Source organism: Trichocoleus desertorum AS-A10, assembly GCF_039962155.1.
Classification (GTDB): domain Bacteria; phylum Cyanobacteriota; class Cyanobacteriia; order FACHB-46; family FACHB-46; genus Trichocoleus.
This window is the reverse complement of the sequence record NZ_JAMPKN010000002.1, coordinates 613,429-635,585: the sequence shown is the minus strand read 5'-3', so window position 1 is coordinate 635,585 and position 22,157 is coordinate 613,429. Positions and strand designations below refer to the sequence as shown.

The following is a 22,157-nucleotide window of genomic DNA, read 5'->3' as shown; positions in this document are numbered from 1 at the left end:
TTGGGAGAAGTGGTGTATGTCAGCGTTGACCGAAGCTCTTAATCGGATTCTACATTGGCTGCAACAGTATAGCCCTAATGCTATATCAGGTTTCGCGCCAGGGTTGTCGCTGGTAGAGATTGAAACCAAGCTGAGCCAGTTACCTTTTCGGGTATCCCAGGAAGTCTATGAACTGTATCAATGCCGAAATGGCAACCCGTACGATGGAGTCTTCGTCTATCACCGCTTACTCGGCTTAGACAGTGCCTTGGAGTGCGCAGCGACAATTAATGAATCTTACTGGCGGGAAGTGCGAGAACAAGATGGAGATCCGCAATATCTTTTTCCGGTGTTGGACTTTGATGGGGAGTACTTTTCGGTTCCTGGGGGAGATGCCTCAAGTTCTCATACGCCTGTGTTTCATATCGGTTGCGATGATGGCTCCCTTAGCTTTGCTTTCACCAGTCTGACAAACATGATGTTGGCGATCGCAGAGTGCTATGAAACCGGAATTTACACCCACATCAATGGAGATTTAGAAGTTGCAGATGTGGTGCGATTTGGTGAAATCCGCCGCAAATACAATCCAGATACTGTTGCCGCTCTCTATGCTGATGGTTGGTAGCTGGACTCTAACTCCAAGATGATTAAGCATGAGCATCTAACATTGCACAGTGCTTGAGTGTATAGGCAGATCTAAAACTGTAACAACCTTAGCTTGGGTCGTTGAAAGTGGCAGATTAGAACTAGATCAACCCTGCTTAAGTTGAGAACAATGGCACTCTTTCGACATCTAGAACCAATCATTTCGCCGATGCTGTTGGTTGGTTTACTCGTTCATGGATCTACACCAGCACCTACCGCTGCATCTACACCAAAACCAACCCCTGCGGCGATCGCTCAATGCACCTTGGTTTACAGACCTAGTATTACCCTCAGCTATCGTCCAGAGCAGCAAGCTAAGCTGACGATTCGGCGCGATCGCAAGCCTGCTAAGGTAACACTCAATAATTTTGAGTTTCAAGCCCTCTATTATGACGAGCCAGATCGCGGACAGTCGGTGCAACTAATTGTCACCCCAATTTTGAAACCAGGGGTCAACAATTTACCGATCGCCAGTCAGGTCTACCAGCTTCAATCTGGACAGCTACCCCGCAATCAATTTGGGAGAGGTCAAGGTTTTACGGGATCAAATTCCGTCTTCAATCCCAAAGATTTTAGTGAATTGCAATATTCCTGTGTCAGTAGCTCCTAAAGTTCTACGAGTACAGCAGTGCGAATGAAACGGCGAACTTTTCTCACCTTGTTCAGTGGTAGCGTGCTAGCGCCAGCAGGCATAAACTACAGACAAAGCCAATCAGCCACAAAAATGGATGAACTTTGGTTGGATTTAGATCATTGGCTGAGCGAGCATCTCCCGGAAGTGCTGGCAGATCTCAATTCTGGTTGCTCTAGTGAACAACTCAGTGAGTTGGAGTATCGCTTGGATTGCAATCTCCCTGAAGACTTTAAAGCTTTTTATAGACATCACAATGGACAAAAGGGGAACACTACAGGACTATTTTTAGGACTGGAATTCTTGGATACGGACAACATCTATAGTGAGTGGATCGCTTGGCGTGACCTGGCTTTGGAAGATGAAGAGATAGCAACTGCGATTGAGAGTGAATCTTTCCCGCAAGATGCCATTAAAACGCTATATATCAGCTTGAAATGGATTCCGATCGCCCGTGATTGGACAGGCAATCATCTAGGCATAGATCTGGACCCTGGTCCTGCAGGTACATTTGGGCAGGTGATCAACTTCGGAGCTGATGAAGATAGGAAGTTTGTGCTGGCTCCTTCGCTAACAGGCTTCATAGCTTGGATGCTCGATCAATATCAATCAGGCAATTATCAAGCCAACGAGCGATCGCTAGCGCTTCAAGATCCGCCAAATCAGCATTTCTTGGATGTCGTCCCTTTGCTGTTTGGCGGCAACTAAATTTTGCTCAATTGAGGTAGGTGCTTCGTCTACCTCAATTGATTTACAAGAACTCTAATATCCAGTGACGACGCCCCACATGTAGTCTTCAAAAGGGCCTTCACCTAGATCCACCGAGTATTTGCGGCCCCAGCTATAGCAGTCGAAGCGAATATGGCCGCTATCATGTTGATACCAAACTCCATCATCGATCTGTAAGTTACCAAGATAGGACACCCAATGGTTGGGGTAGGCAATCGCAGGGGCAGAGCCTTGCAGCATGGAAGCGTCAATCAATAAGAATGCAACACCACCTTGCTTTCGAGCCGCTTGAGCGCTGCGCATGGCATCGAACTCACCATAGATAAAGGTTGATTCAAAATTCACCTGGTCATAACCTAGAATTTCGTAGATCCAGCCTTTCATCTCCCAAGGAGTCGTGATACCTGCAATATTATTCACAAGTCCGCTAGAGCTAGCATCAACGGGAAAGACCAAGTTCTCAGTGTCTCGCAGCGTGGCAATCAACATCCAATCGGCAACCGAAATACCGTCACGGACTTTGCTATTCCGTAATCCATCCGCAGGTCTAACTACTTTCGTGCGGCTCTGAAACTGCCCTGTTTCATACAAAGACTGACAGATAGAAACATAGCGAGCAGGCTGCTTAGACACTAACTCATATACGATCGCCGTAGGGCCACAAAAGGGTGTATAGCTTTGGTTGACGGCGAAGGGATTGAGCACCGTAGCCCGAATATCGGCTAGGAGAGCGGCTTTTTCGATGTAGGGCCAAACACCAGGCTGCGGCGATCGCTCAAAGGCTGCGATCGCCGCTTGCACGGGGTCAACATCTGGGACTTCTACGACTTGATACCAGAGCTTGTAATTTGCGCCGTCTTGAGTAAAAGATACAGCGCTATCGGTTATCCCTGTTTCAATTCTGGCTGAGCCCAAAAAGTCATCTCCGTCTGGAGAATCTTCGTCCCACAGCTTAATATCGATGTTGTTTCTAAAGTTGTAAGTTCGATTGAGGGTCCAAGCTTGGCCGTTATTTAGGCTGGTCTTTAAATAAGGCTGAAGTGCTCCATCGGCAAAGACTTCGAGGCGGCACTCATCGGCACCCCAATCTTCTGATTCATAGCACTTCATTTGTTTGAGAATTAGCTGACGCATAAAAGTCTCCTAGGCAGTGACAATTTTCAGGTTGATGATTCAAGCTTCATTGCCTGTCCCAGGAGTTTCTGAAACCATCTGCTAATTAATACCAAAAAAAGATCTGGCACACTGGTCGATCTGAAGTTCCCATAGAAGAGAAATAGGCAATGGGGGGCCAAGAAAGCTAGAAGACATTGCGATCGCACTATCGCACTTATTGCTTGCTCACACACAGCCAATTATTTAACTGCCCACCCCTCTTACCCTGACGAGCGGTGCTATTTTTGGGCGATCGTTTTACACTGACCTTGGTTACTATCTGAATTTGCCTACCAACGGGGAGACGACAGCAACAACTAATAGCTGCTAAAACGTTACGAGTGTTGGCCCTTTAAGTCATGCCATCCCTCTGACTCTTCATTGTGTTTCTATCCGTGATAGCTACGTGAATCGGTATTTAGCAGCTTTCTCTCAGCTACTCAGGACGGCTGGAGTGGCGATCGCATTAATCGGCTTCCTCGTGCTGAGTCCACCTGTAGCTCAGGCGCAATCTACGGCAAAAGCGCCTGTGGTTCTAGATGGCCGCACCGTGTTTCGCGTCAGTGCTTCAGGAGATTTTAGCGCTCAGGACCGAGCCGATTTAATCAACTTGCAACTGCGAGAAGTGGTTCAGACCTCAGAACCAGCAGTCGTTGAGGTGGAAGAGCGCAATCAGTTACCTACCATTGTCATCAACGATCGCTATCTGCTGACAGTGACGGAGCGGGATACGATTCTGGCTCGCACGCCGATGGACCAAGCATTGCTCTGGGCAGAACAAATTCAGGCCTTAGTCCACGAATCCCAGACCGAGCGTGGCGATGAGTTTGTCCGAAAGGCGTTGCTGATTGCGGCTAGTGTTCTGCTAGTTGACTTGATCCTGCATCTGTTGCTAGGGCGTTTCTGGCACTACTCCCTGCGCCCTGGATTTCAGCGACTGTTTCCCAACTTGCATGCAGTACCTGAGGGACAACCTCGTTTGCTCGATCTGCTGCTTTATCTAAGCTTGGCGATCGCTCGCAGCATTCTCTGGCTAGGGTCAGTCTTCTATGTCATGAATCTGTTTCCGCTGTCCCGGCGATGGACCTACAGCGCTATCAGTGCGTTGATGACGAGTTTTACGGCTCCCATCATTAGCTTGGGCAAGCAAGCCTATTCGATCATCGATTTGCTGATTCTGGTCGGTTTGCTGCTAGGTTTAGTCGGTTTAGCGGGAGCCGTTACCAATGTCCTGCGATCGCGAATTTTGAGTGTCTCTGGCATCAACCGCAGTGCTCAAGAAGCAGTTACCATCATCACCAAGTACACGCTGATCTTCATTGGCTCCATTGTACTGTTGCAAATTTGGGGCTTGGACATCACCTCATTAGCGATCGTGGCTAGTGCCCTGGGCGTAGGGATTGGCTTCGGCTTTCAAGATATTGCCAAGAATTTTGGTAGTGGCGTAGTGCTGCTGTTTGAGCGACCCGTGCAGGTGGGGGACTTTGTTGAAGTCGGGGAATATCAGGGCACGATTGAGCGCATTGGAGCCCGCAGCACGATTATTCGTACCCTTGACCAGATCTCGATCATTGTGCCGAATTCGCGCTTGCTAGAAGGAGAGGTGAAAAACTGGACCTACCATAGCTCCATTGTTCGTTTGCACCTGCCTGTGCACGTGGCCTATCACTCAGAGCCTAATCTGGTGCGCCTCACGCTGCTAGAAGCGACCAAGGCTCATCGGGGAGTTCTAACTGTGCCGCCACCCCAAGTTTGGTTTCAAGGATTTGGCGAACATGCACTTAACTTTGAATTGTTGGTGTGGACAGCGGAGCCGAGCAAACAGTTTTTCCTAAAGAGTGAGCTTTACTTCCGTATAGAAGCACTATTACGGCAACGCCAGATCGAGGTTCCCTTACCACAACGAGATCTGCATATCCGTTCTGGCTCGCTAGAACTCTCTCCTCAACTGCAAAAGGCGATTCTACAACTGTCAGCTAAGTTGCAGGTGGACGCTTTCGGTGAACCTGAGACTGCAAATAATGGCAATCATGATTAGAAAACAAGATCCTTAAATGCTCAAGCTAAATCTGTAATTGAGCCTTGAATCATAGCAAGGAGATGCGCGATCGCCCTTTTGGGTGAAGGGTAATAAGGGCGATCGCTTAGAAAGAAGTTTTCGACACTCAGTATTAGGTAAAAAGCCAATCTTTTCGACAATACTGCCAGAATGGTAACTCTTTTTAGAGAGAGTTAGTAGATTTTTGCTGACAATTTTAATTTTTATAACGCTTTGCGTTTTTAAGGTAATTCCTTTCGAAATTATGAGCTAAGCGCATAAAAAAATGAAGCCTAACCTATTGAGTGATCTGAAATAAGTCCAACTAAAACTCTGTAGGTTCAAATTTCAAAATACTTATTCAGTAACCCCGAAATGAACAGTTTAATCAATGCCCCTGAAAGAACTGATCGATCCATTCAAGTTTTAGACCGACGACTAACCTCAAGATTAAAACCTGCTCTACTGCAAGAAGCCATTGAATGTTTTATGGATGGCATTTTGCTCTTAACACCCGCTGGTGACTGGGTGCATGGTAATTCTTACGCCCGCCAAGTTTGTGGTCAGCTGACTCAGAACTTAACTCAACCCCATCGTGCCCCTCAGCAAATTTGGCTGGTGTGTGAGGTTCTAGTGAGAAATCACCAACGAGGTAGCTCAGCCTTAGTTGTGGAGTCAGAAGTTACTACGCCTAATTTCAATACTATTCGGGTGCGGGCTAGTTGGCTGAAGCCTGAGAACAGCGAATCTCCATTTGTATTAGTCACCCTTGAAGATCGGTATCAAGCGATGCAAAATAAAGCGATCGCGGAAGTACAGCAATATCGTCTCACACCCCGAGAATCAGAAGTTTGGTTACTGTATCAAGACAACTATTCCTATAAAGAAATTGCCACAAAGCTATACATCACAGTCAACACCGTGAAGCGGCATATGAAAAGTATTCATGCCAAAAGAAAGGGAGTTTTGGAAATAGAATCCTAGCGGGCGATCGCTCTAAAAAACTAGCCAGTACGGTTAAAGTTCTTCTAATCGCTTCGGTAGCTTTTGGAGATCAGGAAGTTCTAACAAATCTGGTTCAGGCGCTTGGGCAGGAAGGGCTAGAGGCTGGACCTCAGTTCGCTCTAGCTCGACGAGTTCTTTCTCTTCTTCCTTGACTGGAATTGAGAGCAGGATTGGTAAAGGATCAGGTTTTTGTTCGATCCAGCAAGCCGCCGTTGGCAGCGTTGCTTCCAAGTCGTCTAAGGGTCGGGGAATCACCATGACGGCGTGCAATTCTCCGATCCGCTCAGCTTCTTGCATCCCGATCTCAACCGCGATCGCTACATCTGCTACAGAGCCACGAATAATTGCCGTACACAGGCCAGCCCCCGTTGTTTCGTAGGCAGCCAGCTGCACATCCGCCGACTTCAGCATGGCATCTGCCGCACCAACCATCGCCGGAAAGCCTCTGGTTTCCAGCAGACCTACGGCTAAGTTACTTAAACGGCTTTGGGAATTTTCTAAAGCTAACTCGGCTAAGCGAGTACCAATAGGTAATACGGCTTCTAGGTTGGGTAGGGGCCGAGGAATGACTACGGCAGACACCAGTTCCCCAAACTTCTCAGCTGTTTCTGCCCCCATCTCCACCGCCAGGCGGACATCCGCAATTCTGCCCCGGACCACCGCAGTGCAAAAACCACTGCCTGTTTTTTCGTAGCCAATTAAGGTCACACCCGCCGACTTGAGCATCATATCGGCAGTGCCAATGATGGCGGGAAAACTCTGGGTACAGACGAGACCGAGAGCGCTTTCCTTGAGGCTTTGGATGCGACGGAGCCGTTCAGAGGCAGGAGGAATGTTCGGAGGTGTCATCATCTAAACCTTAATCAGAACCTATAGAAGCGGAGTATTCGGGTCATGATTCTTCCTTAAATTGTAGAAGTCGTTAGCCGAATTCTCCGCCCTCCTTAGGCATCATTCGCTAAATCATCATTAATTGGTTGATTGAGCGCTTGTCGATGGGGTAAGAGCGTTCCCAACAGCCGATTGATATAAGCCTGCCCATAAACTTGAGTCGGTGGCGGCTCCGGAGATTTTGTTGCTAGGGCGGATTGATCTGGGGTCGGCTTCGAGGCTGCCTCTGGTGTTGCAGTGGTCTCGCTTGGTGCCGATGTCGTAGTTGCAGCAGTGACAGGCTCAGATTTGGCAGATGCAGGTTCAGGAGGTGTTTGGACACTCGCTCCTGAACCATTCTCCACAGCTACTTGACGGCTGGAATCTCCGTACAAAGAGCCGGAGGGTAGCAACTGTCCTGCTTCAATCGCACAATTGAAGAGGGTAGCAGAGGAACCGATGCAAGCATTCGCGCCAATGGTCACTTCACCGATGACTAGAACACCTGCACCCAAGTTCACGCCTTCTTGCAGCTCCAAAGTTCCTTTGTAAGCATGCAGGACGCTGCCCATGCCGATACATACTCCCGCATTAATGATGATCCGGCTGTTAGATTCTGCTTGAATCAGCACTCCCGGTGCGATCGCAACGCTTGGATGAATTGTCACGTCACCCCGTACATAGATTTCAGGATTTGCAGGGGGGTGAAGTGGTGGCAAAGACATGAGCGTGGGCACCTCTAGGGTCAAACAAGAATCGGCTGTATTAGGTGACCTTGGCAGATCAGAACCTCCACCGGAATTTACATCATTAACGCTGAGCGACTGCGGTAGGCTGCTGAATCAGGAGTTCCAACACCCGCCGCTTAGCTTTGGGGTCTACGCCAATTAAGCGCACATACTCACCTTCATGCTCACCCGCGATCGCCCTGAGCGAAGCGAGCACTTCAGATTCGTTGTTGCTTTGAATGGAGGGGCCACTCTTCCAAGAACTGGTGCGATAACGGCGCTCATCTGCGTACTCAGTGCCAATGCGACAGCCTTGGTTTAACAGTTGGCGAACTTGTTGTTGCACTTCCGCAGGCAAACCACTGCTAGAACCAGAGCTAGTTGCAGCGCTTCTATGGCCGTTGCTTGCAGAGCTGCTGTAGCTGCTGGCACCGTTGCTGCTGTGACTGCTGGCTTGACCACTAGGTTGACTATTCCGGCTGCTATCGCCAGGACGTTGAATCACCTGCTCAACGACGCGACGCTTGGCCTGAGGGTCTACACCGATTAAGCGGACATACTCGCCTGCATGTTCTGCTAGGAAAGCTTCCAAGGCTGCGATCGCCTGAGATTCGCTGCTGGCTTGAATCGAAGGACCGCTCTTCCAAGAATTAGTGCGGTAGTGGCGCTCATTAGCGTACTCGGTGCCAATGCGACAGCCCTGATTTAGCAGTTGTCGAACTTGATCGCGTAAGTCTCTACTCACAGTGGAGCTAGCACTTGATGCTGAGCTAGAGGCACTGGAGGTAGCGACACTGCGGGTGGTGCTATGGGTCTGAGCACCAGACTCCTCGCCAGGGCGTTGAATAATGATTTCGCCTACCCGTTGTCTGCCTTTGGGGTTAATGCCGAACAGTCGCACATATTCCCCCTGATGCTCATTGAGGCAAGCTTCTAGATCAGCAAATACCTGACCTTCATGGGTGGATTGAATCGGAGAACAGCTCGTCCAAGAGTTCATCCGGAAACGACGTGCATCTACATGTTCCGTACCAATTTGATAGCCTTGATTGATCAAGCTACGAATTTGCTGTTGGACATCAGCAGGGAGCTTGCTACCGCTAGCGCTAGCGGTGTAGCTGGATTGGTAAGTGCTGTGGTTGGCGTTGTTGCTACTACGGCTGGTGGCGCTGCTAGAGGCAGTTACTTGCGGATCACCAGGACGCTGAATAATTAATTCAGAAACCCGCTGCTTACCCTTGGTGTCGATGCCGAACAGACGGACGTATTCCCCCTGATGCTCGGCTAGGCAAGCTTGTAGTGCCGCGATCGCTTGAGATTCGCTATTCGCCTGAATGGGAGTGCAGCTTTGCCAGGAATTGGTACGGAAGCGACGCTGATCCACGTGCTCAGCTCCAATTCGGTAACCCCCAGCCATAAGTTGGCGCACTTGTTGCAGTACTTCTGAACTTAGTTGCATAGTTGACTCTTGATGGTTGCGATTGCCAGAACCCTGATCTACCTTAGGGGTATCAAGCCCAGAGGTATGAGGCTCCGTTGATTTATTACGAATGGGTATGGTACAAGCAATATCTTCAGCAGAGAGATAACCAGAACGCAGTGCATCGTTGATGCCCACCACGTGCCTCGCAAACTCAATATCCGAAGGTTCTACATCGGGGAGGCGATCGGCCTGATGCTGATTGGTAACGACTGCACCGGAGGGCACGTACCGACCCGGCGGAATTTCCACATCCTGGATCAAAGCATGCATCATCACAATGCAGCCTTTGCCGATCCGAGCGTTAAACACTGTGGAGCGGAAACCAATAAAGCAGTCATCTCCAACATAGGCTGGCCCATGAATCAAAGCCTTGTGCATAATCGAAGCATTGCTGCCGATCCAGACAGAGTATTGATTCTGGTCATCCCCAAGCACTCGGCCCTTATCTAGACCATGAATCACCACTCCATCTTGAATAGTGGTACCCGAACTGATATAGAACGGGCTGCCCTCATTCGCTCGGATATGGGTTCCAGCAGCAACAAGGACATTGGCACCAATATGAACATCTCCAGTAATGTTGGAGACAGAGTGGACGTAAGCCGTCTCATGAATCTGCGGTTGGGCCAAGCTTTTGGACCACGGAGTGGGAGGGGCCGCAGGACTGCGGACTACCATAACTGATATCTCCTAACTGAAATAGCCATGCTGGCTTTCAGCAGTAATGGTTGATTAGGGCAGGTGTAGACCCGCCCCGACGAGAACTGCTGGCTCAGACTTGCAAGAACAGCCAACAATTCATTACCCAGTTGGCTGCTAAGCAACTGTTAGTGGGCGACTAACGATAGACCTCGTTCTTGCTATAAAGCCGGGAATTGTCAACCGTAACCGTGTCAATAATTGCCACTACAAGCGCATCAATCGGGCGCTTTTCTTGGCTAGAAGGCTGACGAGCTGCGCTTCCTCGGCTGATCAGTACCCATTCATCCAACCCTGCCCCGACACAATCTGCTGCTACCTCATACTCTGGTAAAAGGTTGCCATTTTCATCGATCAGCTGCAACAAGAGGAATTTACTACCCTGTAGACTAGGGTCTTTCTGTGTACTGACAACCGTGCCGCGAACTTTAGCAATTAGCATTCAAGCCTAGGGTCTGGTGTAGGGGAGAGAGCGAGGACCATTTACGCTCTCGCGGAACTGTTCCACTGCCTCAGTGTAACGGATGGGTAACACGTACTCTAGGTTTTCGTGAGGGCGAGCAATCTGGTGGGTAGACAACACTTGTCCCCCGTTGACCCGCTTCACAGATTCAATCCCTGCTGCTATAGATGCTTGGACTTCAGAAATGTCGCCGCGCACAATGACGGTGACACGACCACTACCAATTTTCTCGTAACCAACTAGGGTGACGCGAGCGGCCTTGACCATTGCGTCTGCGGCTTCCACAATCGCTGGGAAGCCTAAGGTCTCGATCATACCCACTGCAATTGCCATGAGTTTTGACTCCTTTCTCTCTTTGAGCGCTGGATTAAAAAATACTGAACCAAAGCTTTATAGCCTTGGCACCCGGAATCAGGTCCGGAACTGTTCCACCGCCTCGGTGTAGCTCATGGGCAACACATATTCTAGGTTTTCGTGGGGACGAGCAATGATGTGAGTCGATAGCACTTCGCCACCGTTGACCCGCTTCACAGACTCTACACCAGCCGCTACAGAAGCTTGAACTTCAGACACATCACCCCGCACGATCACGGTGACGCGACCGCTACCGATTTTCTCGTAGCCGACTAAGGTTACGCGAGCGGCTTTAACCATTGCATCTGCGGCTTCTACAACAGCTGGAAAGCCTCTGGTTTCAATCATGCCCACTGCAATTGGCATCGCTTATCTCCCGGATTAGATAAAAATATTGGAATGAACTGAGCTGAAAAATTCACGGAAAGGGTCATTGTTTCAGCTTCAGCGGATCTTTTAACATCCTGTGTTAAAGAATAGAGGACGGTCTATTCATTGGCAATATAAGACAAAATGATATTATCTAATAACGCTTATTATTAAATTTAATTAATTCTGCTTGAAGTGCAAACTCCATTGAATATTAGCTTTCTTTAAATAATCAATTTAAAGGTCAATTTTGTGCATCTGAAATTTTTTTGCTAAAAAGCTTACTTTCTCAGGCGATTTTTAGGCTTTTTGATGACGGCAACTAGCTTGCCAAGCTGCGCCGCTGGACGTTTGCTAAAGCGCTCAGTAATGGCTGAAATTGAAATCTGTCCTGGGTTAGAATCTTGAGCTGACATAAATTTAGACCAACGAATTTAGTCGGGTGCTGGAGAGAAATCTAGCAAAAAGTATGGATGCCCTTATGAGATGATGGATTAAATAAGGGATTGAGATCTCTGCTGCAATGAACGGGGCGACGTAATAGTCGAATCACCCCTCACCATAGCGGCAGATACGTTTGCGATCGCGTTGTTAAAAGGCCAAGTTATGATTACTTATATAAGTAAAAGTTAGGATTGCCTTTGATGATTTTTTAGCGAATAAACCCTAGATTTATCGGGGTTGAGGCGTTAAGCTGGATATTAATAAAGATTTAATCCACTGATTAATAGGCCACTTTTAACTGAGCTCTCTGGGGTTGGTTCGCTGACTCTGGGGAGTTTCTAAGCAGCACTAGATGGTGAAGTTTCAAGGGCGATTTCAATGAACCAGTTTCTCCTCCAGTCCAGCTGGTGGGTTCCCTTTTATGGGTTACTGGGTGCGCTCGTTACCCTGCCGTGGTCAACCGGCATTGTGCGTCGCACCGGTCCCCGACCAGCCGCTTACCTCAATATTTTGATGACGGTTGTTGCCTTGGTCCATGGCACGTTGCTCTTCCGAGCAACTTGGAACCAAGCGCCACAGCAGTACATAGTTCATTGGCTGAGCGTGGCTGATTTAGACTTGTCCTTTGCCCTCGACATCTCTTCAGTTAGTGTCGGGGCAATGGAATTGATCACAATTCTGAGCTTCCTGTCGCAGCTCTTTGCCTTGGGGTACATGGAGAAGGACTGGGCCTTGGCTCGCTTCTTTGCCTTGATGGGATTTTTTGAGGCAGCGATGAGCGGCTTGGCGCTGAGTGACTCGCTGTTTCTCAGCTATGGGCTTTTGGAACTCCTGACGCTGTCTACCTATTTGCTAGTAGGTTTTTGGTATGCTCAGCCTCTGGTTGTCACTGCGGCTCGTGATGCTTTTCTAACCAAGCGGGTAGGGGATTTGCTGCTGTTGATGGGGGTGGTGGCTCTCTCCAACATGGCGGGTAGCTTAAATTTTTCTGATTTATATGAATGGGCTGAAACAGCAAATTTATCACCTATAACGGCAACGTTGCTCGGTTTGTCTTTGATTGCAGGACCTGCGGGCAAGTGCGCTCAGTTTCCGCTGCACCTTTGGTTAGATGAAGCGATGGAAGGCCCGAACCCCGCTTCGGTGCTACGAAATTCTCTAGTGGTCGGTTGTGGCGCTTATATCTTGATCAAGTTACAACCCATTCTGGGCTTGTCCCCTGTGGTACTAGCCACGTTGGTGGTGTTGGGGGCAGTAACGGCGATTGGGGCTGCTTTGGTAGCGATCGCCCAAATAGATATCAAGCGGGCCTTGTCTCACTCCACCAGTGCTTACTTGGGCTTGGTGTTCATTGCAGTGGGTATGCAGTGGAGCGGGTTTGCCCTTCTGGTGCTGTTTACTCATGGAATTGCTAAAGCCTTGCTATTCATGAGTGGCGGCTCGGTAATCATCACCACCAACAGCCAAGACCTAACAGAAATGGGTGGCTTGTGGTCCCGGATGCCAGCAACCACGATCGCTTTTTTGGTGGGGATTGCGGGTCTAGTTGGCTTATTCCCCCTGGGAGGCTTTTGGGCGCTAGAGCGAGGGGTGGATGTTTTCTGGACGGAGCACCCGTGGATCGTAGCAATTTTGTTGATTGCCAATGCCCTGAGTGCCATTAATTTGACGCGGGTATTTCGCCTGGTGTTTTTAGGCGCTGCGCAGCCTAAATCTCGACGAGCTCCAGAAGTACCTTGGCAAATGGCAGTACCGATGGTGAGCTTGACCATCCTGACGCTGCTCGTACCCCTGATGATGCAAAAGCTGTTGTTGTTACCTGACTGGAGTTACTTGAACCTAGGGGCGGTCCTCCTACTAGTTCTTTCAGGTGCGATCGGTTGTGGGATAGGGGCAACGATTGGCTTGACCCGAACTTTGTCCAGACCAATTTTGATTCCATTGAGATTTGTGCAAGACTTGCTGGCCTACGATTTCTACGTCGATCGCTTGTACCGCGTCAGTGTGGTGCTGAGTGTAGATGTGCTATCGCGAGTTACTTCTTGGTTCGATCGCTACGTGGTTGATGGCTTTGTCAACTTTGTGGGTATCGCCTCCATCTTTAGTGGTGAGACGCTGAAGTACAGTGCTTCGGGCCAAAGCCAGTTTTATGCTCTGATTGTTTTTCTGAGCATCACCTTCTTGGGCTTGTTTATGAACAGGTCTCTTGTGAATGGCATCATCAATTTTCTGATGGGTTCAGCAGCGTAAGGAGGAGAGATCATGCTCAGTGGCTTAATCTGGATACCTGTTTTGGGAGCAATTTTTGTGGCATTTTGGCCTCAAACTTTGGCTTCCCATCGTTATCGGACCCTGGCTTTGGTGTTTGCCATTATCACCTTAGGTTTGTCGGTGGCATTGGCGAGTCAGTTTATCCAGCTCGAACCAGGACAACAGTTTCAAGAAGCACTGCCCTGGCTAGATAACTTGGGACTAACCTATCGTCTGGGAGTCGATGGTTTGTCATTGCCCTTGGTCGTGATGAATTGTTTGCTCACTGGCGTTGCTATTTACAGCACCGATGGGGAAATTCAGCGACCCCGACTTTACTATGGCTTGCTTCTGTTGCTCAGTGCTGCTGTGACTGGGGCGTTTTTAGCGCAGAATTTGCTGCTCTTCTTCCTGTTCTATGAGGTAGAACTAATTCCGCTGTACCTGCTGATTGCCATTTGGGGTGGGGCTCGTCGGGGTTATGCGGCTACCAAATTCCTGATTTACACCGCCATTTCTGGGGTGTTAGTTTTGGCTTCCTACTTCGGCCTAGCTTGGCTGAGCGGCTCTTTCAACTTCGACTACGAAACCGTCATCGCCCATACGCTCCCACTGGGACAACAGGTGGTGCTGCTAAGCCTGCTTTTGGTAGGGTTTGGCATCAAAGTTCCTCTCTTTCCTTTCCATACTTGGTTGCCCGATGCTCACGTAGAAGCTTCTACTCCCATTTCAGTAATGCTGGCGGGTGTATTGCTTAAGCTGGGCACTTATGGCTTGCTGCGGTTTGGGTATGGTTTATTTCCTGACGCTTGGCAAGTGGTTGCGCCCTGGTTAGCGAGCTGGGCGGTTGTGAGTGTGCTCTATGGGGCATTGGCGGCGATCGCCCAAACCGACATGAAGAAAATGGTGGCTTACAGCTCCATTGCTCACATGGGTTACGTGCTGCTTGCGATGGCGGCGGCAACTCCTTTGAGCTTGATCGGCACTTTAATGCAAATGGTCAGCCACGGCTTAATTTCCGCCATGCTGTTCTTGCTGGTGGGTGTGGTTTACACCAAAGCAGGTTCGCGCGACTTGAACGTCGTCCGAGGTTTGTTGAATCCAGAGCGCGGCTTGCCCCTAATCGGCACTTTGATGATTGTGGGAGTGATGGCGAGTGCTGGCATTCCTGGCATGGTCGGGTTTATCTCTGAATTCATTGTTTTCCGGGCCAGCTTCGCGGTATTTCCGGTGCAGACATTGCTCTGCATGGTAGGCACTGGCTTAACAGCGGTGTACTTTCTCTTGTTAATGAACCGAGCTTTCTTCGGGCGGCTCTCAGAAGCAGTGGAAAACTTACCCCCTGTCACCTGGCGCGATCGCGCTCCTGCCATTTTTCTGGCAATCTTGATCGTGGTTTTAGGAATTCAACCTAAATGGTTGACAGTTTGGGGTGAAGCGACGATTACAGCGATGGCACCTGTACCCGAAACTGTGGTGGTCAAAGCGACACCTATCCCTGAAGTGGCTGATCCGACTGAAAAGCTGCTAAAAGAAGCTCTACTAACTAGTTCAGCGGCGATCGCTCTGGAGGCGAACTAAACCGATGGTCAGTACTATCCAGCAACCCTCTAATCATCCCTTGGCAGAGTATGTGCATCGGCTAGAAGCGGGAGAGGCACTTCTCGCCAATAGTCAGGTCAATGTTTTAGAAGTCGTAGGTATCCTCAAGAGCTATGGCATTGTGCTGGATGCCTACTCTAAAAACTTGATCTATATTGCTGACCATCAGTTTTTAGAACTCTTCCCGTTTTTCAAATATTTCAATGGGGAAGTTTCTCTAGGGAAACTGCTGCAATTTTGGAATCACGATCGGATTAATTACGAGTATGCCGAGTACGTGATGAAAACCATGTTATGGCATGGTGGTGGCGATCTGGATACTTACCTAGATTCACCGGAATTTTTAGAGCGGGCACAGCGGGTAATGCAAGCCAAGACCAAAAATAATTGGTTGGTGAGCGGTTTGCAACGAGTGTTTCCAGACTTTTTGCCAGAACAGATTCGGCAACTTGCCTATTACAAGGTGTTGGGACTGTTCTGGCGGGTAATGAGCGACATGTTCATTGACCTCTCTGATCGCTTCGATCGCAAGGAAATTCAATCGATCGCAGAGGTGGTGCAACATGTGCAAGATGCTTTGGTTGCTGCTGCCAATCAACCTTTGGTTTACGCCGTCGAAGTGAAAGGTCAGGTGTATGACATTATTCCCGAATCGGCAGGGCTGACGTTCTTGATGGATGCAGCGGTTCCTTATGTAGATACCATTTTCTTCCGAGGCACCCCTTTTCTCGGCACGGTATCTTACAACGCTCAAGCTCAACAAATTCCAGTGTTTCAGGACCAGTTTATCTATGGAGCGCTGTATGCCGACCCACTACCGATTGGTGGAGCTGGTATTCCTCCGACGCTACTAATGCAGGATATGCGGCATTTCTTGCCAGATTACTTGCATGACATCTATCGGCAGGGACTCCGGGGGGAAGATGATCTGCGGGTAAAAATTTGTGAGAGCTTCCAAAAGTCGATGTTCTGTGTGACGACGGCAGCGATTCGGGGTTTGATGCCTCACCCACTCGATACAGAAGACCCGAAGCAACGCCAAGCTAATCGAGCCTATCTAGAAAAGTGGATGGATCGCTTTATTCCCTCTCGTTTGGAGATTGTGAACGTTCCAGATCGGTATTAGCCAGAGGAGCGATGCATCAAGGATTTGACTGGTAACTTGAAGACCTCCCAAGCTGTGTAGCGCTGAGAAATGTCAATTCCCAAGGCTGTCTTGATGAGATATAGCCCATAAAGACAGATCAGAATCAGCAGCCCTTGTCGGAATCGTCTCATAGCGGTTTCAGGATGTCAGTTGCAACTGTATGCTAGCCAATCGCTTTGGATGATTTATGAACTTGGCATCACAAATTGATGTCGTCTGAGTCAGCCATCACATTCCCTCCATGAAATAAACCGCGATCGCTCTGAAGGAAGGTGGCGATCGCGGCTAGCGGGGAGAATCAGGCAATGGCTTTAACAACTTAAACAGTGGCAGCGACAGGTCTGGGGATTGGGGCACCTGCAAAGAACTGCGCTAGGTTTTCGGGTTCCATGAAATTGAGATAGCAGGTAGCAAGAGGTGCGGGAAGAAGTTCTAGCATCAGTTTGTTCTCAATCCAGAACTCGATTACCTGGAAGGGACCGCGATCGCAACAGACCGTGTGCCATCCTTCTCTTGCACCGACTTCAACAATTTGCTCTTCGCTGGCAGGAACAGAAATCGCCGCATGTACCGCAGTGAAGGGAGAAGTAAAGGCATTTTGGCTAAAAGTCACAGGGCTGGTGGAGCCTCCTGGCATTAACTCGGTGCCTACAGGGTAAACCTCGATCATGGTGCCATACGCATCACCCGCGATCACCATGTAACTGTTGGGGTTAGAGGGAAAAGGAGCAACTTTACCGTTGAGCAGCTCATCTAGAACTTGAGCGACGTGGAGTGGATTTTCAACGGGGATAGAAATGTGATGAATCATGGCAACGTCTTCCTCTGGTCAATGGAGCAAGGGGGCAGTAGTTGTCAGATTGACTGACCCAACCCGATGATTGAAACATCTCGATCAGCGATCGCTTTTCCGTAAACCTACTGGTTGTTTGCCTAACTTTCACCCGATTGGATGACTCTCTGAGGAATGTGGCACGCGATCGCACAGTTCTAGGAGTGAGATGGGGAATTGCTCTTAAGGTCTACTTTTAGGTAGAGACGATAGATAGCTCTAATGGCAGACCTCAGAAGTTGAACCCGGACATAGCATGGAGGCATCCCTTGATTATTAAGGAATGTAAACATGCAGACCAACAAAGCAACTGAACTACCTCCTGTAGCTCCCGCATATAACGGCATTGACCGTAACGCATTTCTTTTGGGCTGGAAGCCTCAAGCAGAATTGTGGAATGGACGTCTGGCGATGATCGGCTTTGCTGCTTATCTGCTTTGGGATTTAGCTGGATTCAGTGTTGTCCGTGACGTTCTTAACCTAATCCACTAATCAACGCTTGCTTCTTTTTGAAAGCAAAAAACAAATTTAGGTTTCAGCTACAAAAATTAAATAATCAATACAAAAAACTTCACATCTCCCCCAGAAGGTGTGAAGTTTTTTCGTATTCAAACTTTAGTGACTGTGACTATTAATCTTACAAATAGTGATCGATGACTAAGGCAACTGCAACTGCAAAAACCAGGATGACAAAGGCAACGAACGGATCACGTCCTTGAAGCACAGAAAAGGTTGCAGCAAGGCTTGCTCCTACGGTTGCAGTGGCACCCGCACTCACCCAGTCTTTCTTGGAATTCTTATCGTACATATTTCCTAGCTGATAGGTTGATGGCAAGAACCTGCTAATTCCAATCAATCTACCACTCAAGACTGAGCTGCTGATTTCGCTAAGGAGATCTTGTAATTAAGGTTGACGATCGTTCAGCTTTCTTAATGCAAACTGGTTGGCTAGTGACGCTTTAATCACGACTTATTCGTGTAGTGGAAGTATTTGTGTAGTGAAACGGTTGAAACTCAGACTTTAATGGGTTGCCAGGCTTCATAAAGTCGAAGATATAGCTAAAGGGGGGCGTTGAGCTAGGCATCTCTGCATTAGCCTGAGCCAAGCTTGCAAGATCTAACGGTTTCGTCACTTTAGTTATCTTCAGGTTGAAACTTAAATTTAGGAGATTATCTATGTTTCTTAAGCAACAAAACGATGACGCTTTGATTGAAGTGATTTCTGTTGAAGACTTGGCCAATCCTATGCACGATAAGGTGCAGGGTCGTATTCAAGATGGTCAAGAGGAGCAAGATCCAAAATCCTTTGCTAAAACGGAGCTGATTTTTCCTTCAGGTGAATCTTTGCCGCGCTGCTGGTTAGATAGTCATTATCGGGAGAACACTTCTCCTGCTGCAATGGCTTCCTAACATAGGTCTTATGGTGTTGCTATGATCTATGTAGGCTAAATGCTGAAGACTCTATCCGAAGACAATTTGTCAGGGTTGAGCGTCTCAGACGGCTCTGAGTTTTCGGATAGGCAATTAGATTTAGGAGGGTAGTCAGATGGCTAGCCATAATAAATTGTTGCATGAGGGTGTGCCAGGATCATCGGGTCATTCATTGGCCTGGGAGGTGATGGTGATTTTGGCTTGTGGTTTGGGGATTTGGCTGGTAATGATGGTTTTCTTTGCGGGAGTGGTGGTTTAGGGTTTTGTCACGTTTAGGTTTGCCACGCTTAGCTTCTGGTAAATCCGAACCTTTGGGGGCACTCGCCCCCAAGCTCCCGCTGAGGGACGGCCGCGTCCCCCAGACCCCTCCAGACGAGTTAAGGTGTGAGCGCTTCGATACTTTGGCTTTTACCTCATTACCTTTCATCCTTTCTTTTCCTCTTCCTCCTACACTTCCCTTCGAGGCGCTACGCGAACGCGAACAGCGGAGCCGAACATCCTTTCCTACTTCTGACACGTCAAAAGGTAGAAGTCGCTGTCCTTCTGGGGATGGACGGAGAGTTTATGTGGTTTCGTTACTTTGAAGACAGTAAACTTCTGGCACTGCTTTGGCACTCGTGTCCTGGGGTTTCGTAGCGGAGAGCTTTTGAGCGATCGCGATTAGCTGTTTTCAACACAAAGGAAGATTTCATGCAGAGCAGTACGATGATGCTCCAGAACCCGAAGGCTGGAGTCAGCACTGTATCCGAAGCTCAAGTAGCTCCGAACTACTTGGAGGCGGAGCAACAATTTGTTCGGTTACTGGAACTAGAAGATCTGGACCAGAGAGTGCAGGCGGAGCCAGGATTGGTTCAGGGTTTTGAGCGAGTTTTGGCGATCGCTTTAGATGCAGCTTATGTAAATGAGCAGCCAGAAGCGGAAGCGGCTCATCGGTTTGTGCAGCGAGTGCTGTATCGGATTAATCGCCTCAAGTTTTTCTGGTATGACGATCTGCGCCATTACATCAATGAGCGATCGTTCTATCTACAACAAATTCGTAACCGCATTGAGTCGGTTTGGCAGGGCTGGGAAGGCCAGCAGTTGGATGTGGCAGCGTTGCAGCAGTTGGATCTGGCAGCGGTGAAGCAAGCGCTGATTGAGCGCTCTGATGCTGACCTCGATCCACCTCTGAATGCGAGTAGCCGTTATCTCCGGGAAGAAGCGACTTTGGCGGGGTATCGTCGTTTGTTGGCGATCGCGTCTTTTGATGGCTTGGTAGAGGCGAGCCGTTTGGTGCGGATTTTGGGTGGTGCCAGCAATGAGGTGCATTGCACATTAGTTCGCGTGTTGTTGGAGGAGTACGGCAACGGACGGCTGAACCGCAAGCACTCAACTTTCTTCGCGAATATGATGGCTGAGTTGGGCTTGAGCACAGAGCCAGAAGCATATTTTGACTTGGTGCCTTGGGAAGTGTTGGCGAGCATTAACCATAACTTCTTGCTAACTGAGTGCAAGCAGCACTACCTCCGTTACAACGGTGGCTTGGCTTACTTTGAAATTGCTGGCCCTTGGATTTATCGTAATTACATGACGGCGGCACAACGCTTGAACCTATCGGATACTGCCTCCGGTTACTGGGAGTTACATATCCGTGAGGATGAGCGTCACGGTCGTTGGATGATTGATGATGTGGCGTTGCCTCTGGCCGATCGCTATCCTAATGAGGCTTGGCAGATTGTGTTGGGATATGACCAAGAGAAGCTGATTGGCGATCGCGCGGGAGATGCAATGGTGCGATCGGTACGAGAAGCAGATACGGCAGCGACGTTAGATTGAGATATAAGACCTAACCCTTGGCCCCTTCCCTCCTAGGGAAGGGGAGTTAGAAAAAATATTGCAAAAACATATTAAAAGCCCCTCTCCTAAGAAGAGAGGGGTTTTGAGGAGAGGTACCACAGTGTAAGTTTTACAGCGCTGTCATCAACCGCATGAGTTCCGGGGAGACATCTTCTTTATCGGTGGTTTCTTGCTTGGTGAATAGCACTCCGGCTAGGAGATATAGGTTGTCGGAGTAGAAGGCGCGGTTCTCTCGACGCATTTCAGCGATTCTACTTTGCACTTTGGGGTCAGAGCTGTAGTAGCCGAAGGATAAGGGTGAAATGATGAAGTCGGAAACGAAGTAGTTTTGCTCACTGGCGTAGTCTACCAATCCTTGAGGATCGGAATAGCTAGCAGCCATGACTAAAACATTTTTATGATTACAAGAGAGTAGCTTCTTGGTGATAGTGATTCCATCAATGCCGCCATGTAGTAAAGGCTGATAAAGTTTGTTGTCTACAGCCGGTAAGTAAGGGGGATTTGAGATTAAGTAATCTGCCTGAAACTTAAGGGAATCGAAGAAGGATTTACAGTGCACTTGGTAGCGATCGCTTAAGCCTTGTTCGCTAATCTTTTCGTTGGCAACGTCAGAAGCTAAAGGGTTGATTTCAAAGCCGTGAACAGTGCCTTCAAATTCAGTTCTGAGTAAAGCTTGGATTACGGGACTACCGTCGCCTGAGCCAAATTCAATAATAGATTCTGAACCAACGCAATGCTTGAGAACTAGATTTTCTATACAGTTTGAATAAAAGTTTGACTCTTCAGGGCAGAAGAATATATCTTTTAGCGGTCTAGATGAGAGAAGCATGAAGTATTTTAACTAAACACCTATCCAAAAGATAGTTGCTTAGCATTTCTGTAACCTCTGCCACCAGTTCTATATCTAAAGGTTTGGTTTGTCTGTTTGTGATTGGGATCATTGTTTCTCAAAGTAAAGAAAGTGATAATCTCTAGCTTCAAGAGGCGATCACTCCTTTAGCTCAACTAGTTACTAACTAAAGCAGTTATATCGCTGCTCATAACACATTTTGCTCAAAATGTTTGCTATTTGTTCACAGCTTCAATAGGTGAAATAGTTTAACTTGAGCGTTAGATGTGATGGCTCATTGGCGATGAAGGGAATCAAAGGCTATCTGGCTAGCTTGTTCGACAAAGAGTTTATTCCCACTGGCCTGAAAACAGCTTTATTCGTTGGCTCTCTCTTGTTTGTGATCAATCACGGTTCTGCGACGCTCCGAGGTGACATGACCCGCGATCGCTGGATCTCTGGAGCCTTAACTTATCTCATGCCTTATCTCGTCAATGTCTACGGGCAACATACCAGCCGCTGTCGAGGGCAGCAAAGTAGGCCCTTGATTGAAGTCAGTACACAGGAGATTTAAACAAGAATTATCTCGGCTCTCCTGTGAATTGATGCCCCCACGAATAAACTGAACCAGCAGCAGT

General features: G+C 48.6%; 25 protein-coding genes. 13 read left to right on the top strand and 12 right to left on the bottom strand.

The window, feature by feature from the left end:
- Positions 1-16 precede the first annotated feature (16 nt).
- The 3 genes from NDA01_RS06675 (at position 17) to NDA01_RS06665 (ending at position 1,963) form a co-directional block, all read left to right on the top strand.
- Positions 17-604 (top strand): SMI1/KNR4 family protein, encoded by a 588-nt coding sequence (locus NDA01_RS06675; RefSeq protein WP_348227311.1) that lies wholly within the window; start codon positions 17-19, stop codon positions 602-604.
- 150 nt (positions 605-754) lie between these two features.
- A complete protein-coding gene (locus NDA01_RS06670) occupies positions 755-1,234 on the top strand; it encodes a DEAD/DEAH box helicase family protein (RefSeq protein WP_348227310.1) in 480 nt (159 codons plus the stop codon).
- Between the two features lie 24 nt (positions 1,235-1,258).
- A complete protein-coding gene (locus tag NDA01_RS06665) occupies positions 1,259-1,963 on the top strand; it encodes an SMI1/KNR4 family protein (RefSeq protein WP_348227309.1) in 705 nt (234 codons plus the stop codon).
- A gap of 54 nt (positions 1,964-2,017) precedes the next feature.
- Here the strand turns inward: NDA01_RS06665 and NDA01_RS06660 are convergent, their stop codons facing one another.
- On the bottom strand, positions 2,018-3,118 hold the full coding sequence (locus tag NDA01_RS06660; RefSeq protein WP_190431051.1) for a C2 domain-containing protein: 1,101 nt from the start codon (positions 3,116-3,118) through the stop codon (positions 2,018-2,020).
- A gap of 427 nt (positions 3,119-3,545) precedes the next feature.
- Between NDA01_RS06660 and NDA01_RS06655 the strand changes: the two genes are divergently transcribed.
- Together NDA01_RS06655 and NDA01_RS06650 are read left to right on the top strand one after the other, a co-directional pair.
- Positions 3,546-5,177, top strand: coding sequence for a mechanosensitive ion channel family protein (locus tag NDA01_RS06655; protein WP_348227308.1), 1,632 nt, complete (start codon positions 3,546-3,548; stop codon positions 5,175-5,177).
- Positions 5,178-5,552: 375 nt separating this feature from the next.
- Positions 5,553-6,161, top strand: coding sequence for a helix-turn-helix transcriptional regulator (locus NDA01_RS06650; RefSeq protein WP_348227307.1), 609 nt, complete (start codon positions 5,553-5,555; stop codon positions 6,159-6,161).
- A 33-nt stretch (positions 6,162-6,194) separates the two neighbouring features.
- Here NDA01_RS06650 and ccmO read toward each other — a convergent pair whose 3' ends face one another.
- The 7 genes from ccmO to NDA01_RS06615 form a co-directional block, all read right to left on the bottom strand.
- Entirely contained in the window at positions 6,195-7,034 is an 840-nt protein-coding gene (ccmO, locus tag NDA01_RS06645; RefSeq protein WP_199295738.1) for a beta-carboxysome assembly protein CcmO, read from the bottom strand.
- Between the two features lie 92 nt (positions 7,035-7,126).
- Positions 7,127-7,777 (bottom strand): beta-carboxysome scaffolding protein CcmN, encoded by a 651-nt coding sequence (gene ccmN / locus NDA01_RS06640; protein ID WP_348227306.1) that lies wholly within the window; start codon positions 7,775-7,777, stop codon positions 7,127-7,129.
- Positions 7,778-7,862: 85 nt separating this feature from the next.
- A complete protein-coding gene (gene ccmM / locus NDA01_RS06635; RefSeq protein WP_348227305.1) occupies positions 7,863-9,941 on the bottom strand; it encodes a beta-carboxysome scaffolding protein CcmM in 2,079 nt (692 codons plus the stop codon).
- A 160-nt stretch (positions 9,942-10,101) separates the two neighbouring features.
- The gene (gene ccmL / locus NDA01_RS06630; protein WP_190431056.1) at positions 10,102-10,404 is read right to left on the bottom strand and encodes a beta-carboxysome shell vertex protein CcmL; all 303 of its coding nucleotides are present in this window, start codon (positions 10,402-10,404) and stop codon (positions 10,102-10,104) included.
- A 6-nt stretch (positions 10,405-10,410) separates the two neighbouring features.
- On the bottom strand, positions 10,411-10,758 hold the full coding sequence (locus NDA01_RS06625; protein ID WP_190431057.1) for a carbon dioxide-concentrating mechanism protein CcmK: 348 nt from the start codon (positions 10,756-10,758) through the stop codon (positions 10,411-10,413).
- 78 nt (positions 10,759-10,836) lie between these two features.
- Positions 10,837-11,145 (bottom strand): carbon dioxide-concentrating mechanism protein CcmK, encoded by a 309-nt coding sequence (locus NDA01_RS06620; RefSeq protein ID WP_190431058.1) that lies wholly within the window; start codon positions 11,143-11,145, stop codon positions 10,837-10,839.
- Between the two features lie 284 nt (positions 11,146-11,429).
- Positions 11,430-11,564, bottom strand: coding sequence for a hypothetical protein (locus NDA01_RS06615; protein ID WP_348227304.1), 135 nt, complete (start codon positions 11,562-11,564; stop codon positions 11,430-11,432).
- Between the two features lie 406 nt (positions 11,565-11,970).
- On the opposite strand from NDA01_RS06615, the gene NDA01_RS06610 reads away from it, so the two are divergent.
- Genes NDA01_RS06610 through NDA01_RS06600 form a run of 3 tightly spaced genes read left to right on the top strand, consistent with a single transcriptional unit; the run spans position 11,971 to position 16,570 of the window.
- A complete protein-coding gene (locus tag NDA01_RS06610) occupies positions 11,971-13,842 on the top strand; it encodes an NAD(P)H-quinone oxidoreductase subunit F (protein ID WP_348227303.1) in 1,872 nt (623 codons plus the stop codon).
- Between the two features lie 12 nt (positions 13,843-13,854).
- On the top strand, positions 13,855-15,423 hold the full coding sequence (locus tag NDA01_RS06605) for an NADH-quinone oxidoreductase subunit M (RefSeq protein WP_348227302.1): 1,569 nt from the start codon (positions 13,855-13,857) through the stop codon (positions 15,421-15,423).
- 4 nt (positions 15,424-15,427) lie between these two features.
- The gene (locus NDA01_RS06600) at positions 15,428-16,570 is read left to right on the top strand and encodes a CO2 hydration protein (protein WP_348227301.1); all 1,143 of its coding nucleotides are present in this window, start codon (positions 15,428-15,430) and stop codon (positions 16,568-16,570) included.
- Here NDA01_RS06600 and NDA01_RS06595 read toward each other — a convergent pair.
- The gene (locus NDA01_RS06595) at positions 16,567-16,722 is read right to left on the bottom strand and encodes a hypothetical protein (protein ID WP_348227300.1); all 156 of its coding nucleotides are present in this window, start codon (positions 16,720-16,722) and stop codon (positions 16,567-16,569) included. The genes NDA01_RS06600 and NDA01_RS06595 overlap by 4 nt on opposite strands.
- A gap of 188 nt (positions 16,723-16,910) precedes the next feature.
- Positions 16,911-17,402 (bottom strand): hypothetical protein, encoded by a 492-nt coding sequence (locus tag NDA01_RS06590; protein WP_348227299.1) that lies wholly within the window; start codon positions 17,400-17,402, stop codon positions 16,911-16,913.
- A 312-nt stretch (positions 17,403-17,714) separates the two neighbouring features.
- Between NDA01_RS06590 and NDA01_RS06585 the strand changes: the two genes are divergently transcribed.
- The gene (locus tag NDA01_RS06585; protein WP_190550864.1) at positions 17,715-17,915 is read left to right on the top strand and encodes a chlorophyll a/b-binding protein; all 201 of its coding nucleotides are present in this window, start codon (positions 17,715-17,717) and stop codon (positions 17,913-17,915) included.
- A 145-nt stretch (positions 17,916-18,060) separates the two neighbouring features.
- On the opposite strand, the gene NDA01_RS06580 is transcribed toward NDA01_RS06585, so the two are convergent.
- Positions 18,061-18,231 (bottom strand): hypothetical protein, encoded by a 171-nt coding sequence (locus tag NDA01_RS06580; RefSeq protein ID WP_190431065.1) that lies wholly within the window; start codon positions 18,229-18,231, stop codon positions 18,061-18,063.
- 368 nt (positions 18,232-18,599) lie between these two features.
- On the opposite strand from NDA01_RS06580, the gene NDA01_RS06575 reads away from it, so the two are divergent.
- The 3 genes from NDA01_RS06575 to NDA01_RS06565 all read left to right on the top strand — a co-directional run bounded on the left by NDA01_RS06575 (position 18,600) and on the right by NDA01_RS06565 (position 20,669).
- Positions 18,600-18,833 (top strand): acetyltransferase, encoded by a 234-nt coding sequence (locus tag NDA01_RS06575; RefSeq protein ID WP_190431066.1) that lies wholly within the window; start codon positions 18,600-18,602, stop codon positions 18,831-18,833.
- Between the two features lie 136 nt (positions 18,834-18,969).
- Positions 18,970-19,113 carry a hypothetical protein gene (locus NDA01_RS06570; RefSeq protein WP_190556684.1) on the top strand — a complete coding sequence of 48 codons (144 nt, stop codon included), beginning with the start codon at positions 18,970-18,972 and terminating at the stop codon, positions 19,111-19,113.
- Between the two features lie 431 nt (positions 19,114-19,544).
- A complete protein-coding gene (locus NDA01_RS06565) occupies positions 19,545-20,669 on the top strand; it encodes an iron-containing redox enzyme family protein (RefSeq protein WP_348227298.1) in 1,125 nt (374 codons plus the stop codon).
- A 130-nt stretch (positions 20,670-20,799) separates the two neighbouring features.
- Here NDA01_RS06565 and NDA01_RS06560 read toward each other — a convergent pair whose 3' ends face one another.
- A complete protein-coding gene (locus NDA01_RS06560) occupies positions 20,800-21,519 on the bottom strand; it encodes a methyltransferase (protein WP_348227297.1) in 720 nt (239 codons plus the stop codon).
- A gap of 304 nt (positions 21,520-21,823) precedes the next feature.
- On the opposite strand from NDA01_RS06560, the gene nrtS reads away from it, so the two are divergent.
- Positions 21,824-22,093, top strand: coding sequence for a nitrate/nitrite transporter NrtS (gene nrtS / locus NDA01_RS06555; protein ID WP_190556678.1), 270 nt, complete (start codon positions 21,824-21,826; stop codon positions 22,091-22,093).
- Positions 22,094-22,157: the final 64 nt, after the last annotated feature.

Bases quoted from the DNA above. Each gene is read 5' to 3' on its own strand.
- NDA01_RS06570 (WP_190556684.1), top strand. From the start codon at position 18,970: ATGGCTAGCCATAATAAATTGTTGCATGAGGGTGTGCCAGGATCATCG.
- NDA01_RS06600 (WP_348227301.1), top strand. From the start codon at position 15,428: ATGGTCAGTACTATCCAGCAACCCTCTAATCATCCCTTGGCAGAGTAT.
- NDA01_RS06675 (WP_348227311.1), top strand. From the start codon at position 17: ATGTCAGCGTTGACCGAAGCTCTTAATCGGATTCTACATTGGCTGCAA.
- NDA01_RS06590 (WP_348227299.1), bottom strand. From the start codon at position 17,402: ATGATTCATCACATTTCTATCCCCGTTGAAAATCCACTCCACGTCGCT.
- ccmN (WP_348227306.1), bottom strand. From the start codon at position 7,777: ATGTCTTTGCCACCACTTCACCCCCCTGCAAATCCTGAAATCTATGTA.
- NDA01_RS06670 (WP_348227310.1), top strand. From the start codon at position 755: ATGGCACTCTTTCGACATCTAGAACCAATCATTTCGCCGATGCTGTTG.
- nrtS (WP_190556678.1), top strand. From the start codon at position 21,824: ATGAAGGGAATCAAAGGCTATCTGGCTAGCTTGTTCGACAAAGAGTTT.
- NDA01_RS06660 (WP_190431051.1), bottom strand. From the start codon at position 3,118: ATGCGTCAGCTAATTCTCAAACAAATGAAGTGCTATGAATCAGAAGAT.
- NDA01_RS06560 (WP_348227297.1), bottom strand. From the start codon at position 21,519: ATGCTTCTCTCATCTAGACCGCTAAAAGATATATTCTTCTGCCCTGAA.
- NDA01_RS06610 (WP_348227303.1), top strand. From the start codon at position 11,971: ATGAACCAGTTTCTCCTCCAGTCCAGCTGGTGGGTTCCCTTTTATGGG.
- NDA01_RS06615 (WP_348227304.1), bottom strand. From the start codon at position 11,564: ATGTCAGCTCAAGATTCTAACCCAGGACAGATTTCAATTTCAGCCATT.
- NDA01_RS06605 (WP_348227302.1), top strand. From the start codon at position 13,855: ATGCTCAGTGGCTTAATCTGGATACCTGTTTTGGGAGCAATTTTTGTG.
- NDA01_RS06620 (WP_190431058.1), bottom strand. From the start codon at position 11,145: ATGCCAATTGCAGTGGGCATGATTGAAACCAGAGGCTTTCCAGCTGTT.
- NDA01_RS06585 (WP_190550864.1), top strand. From the start codon at position 17,715: ATGCAGACCAACAAAGCAACTGAACTACCTCCTGTAGCTCCCGCATAT.
- NDA01_RS06665 (WP_348227309.1), top strand. From the start codon at position 1,259: ATGAAACGGCGAACTTTTCTCACCTTGTTCAGTGGTAGCGTGCTAGCG.
- NDA01_RS06565 (WP_348227298.1), top strand. From the start codon at position 19,545: ATGCAGAGCAGTACGATGATGCTCCAGAACCCGAAGGCTGGAGTCAGC.
- NDA01_RS06650 (WP_348227307.1), top strand. From the start codon at position 5,553: ATGAACAGTTTAATCAATGCCCCTGAAAGAACTGATCGATCCATTCAA.
- ccmM (WP_348227305.1), bottom strand. From the start codon at position 9,941: ATGGTAGTCCGCAGTCCTGCGGCCCCTCCCACTCCGTGGTCCAAAAGC.
- ccmL (WP_190431056.1), bottom strand. From the start codon at position 10,404: ATGCTAATTGCTAAAGTTCGCGGCACGGTTGTCAGTACACAGAAAGAC.
- NDA01_RS06575 (WP_190431066.1), top strand. From the start codon at position 18,600: ATGTTTCTTAAGCAACAAAACGATGACGCTTTGATTGAAGTGATTTCT.
- NDA01_RS06580 (WP_190431065.1), bottom strand. From the start codon at position 18,231: ATGTACGATAAGAATTCCAAGAAAGACTGGGTGAGTGCGGGTGCCACT.
- ccmO (WP_199295738.1), bottom strand. From the start codon at position 7,034: ATGATGACACCTCCGAACATTCCTCCTGCCTCTGAACGGCTCCGTCGC.
- NDA01_RS06595 (WP_348227300.1), bottom strand. From the start codon at position 16,722: ATGAGACGATTCCGACAAGGGCTGCTGATTCTGATCTGTCTTTATGGG.
- NDA01_RS06625 (WP_190431057.1), bottom strand. From the start codon at position 10,758: ATGGCAATTGCAGTGGGTATGATCGAGACCTTAGGCTTCCCAGCGATT.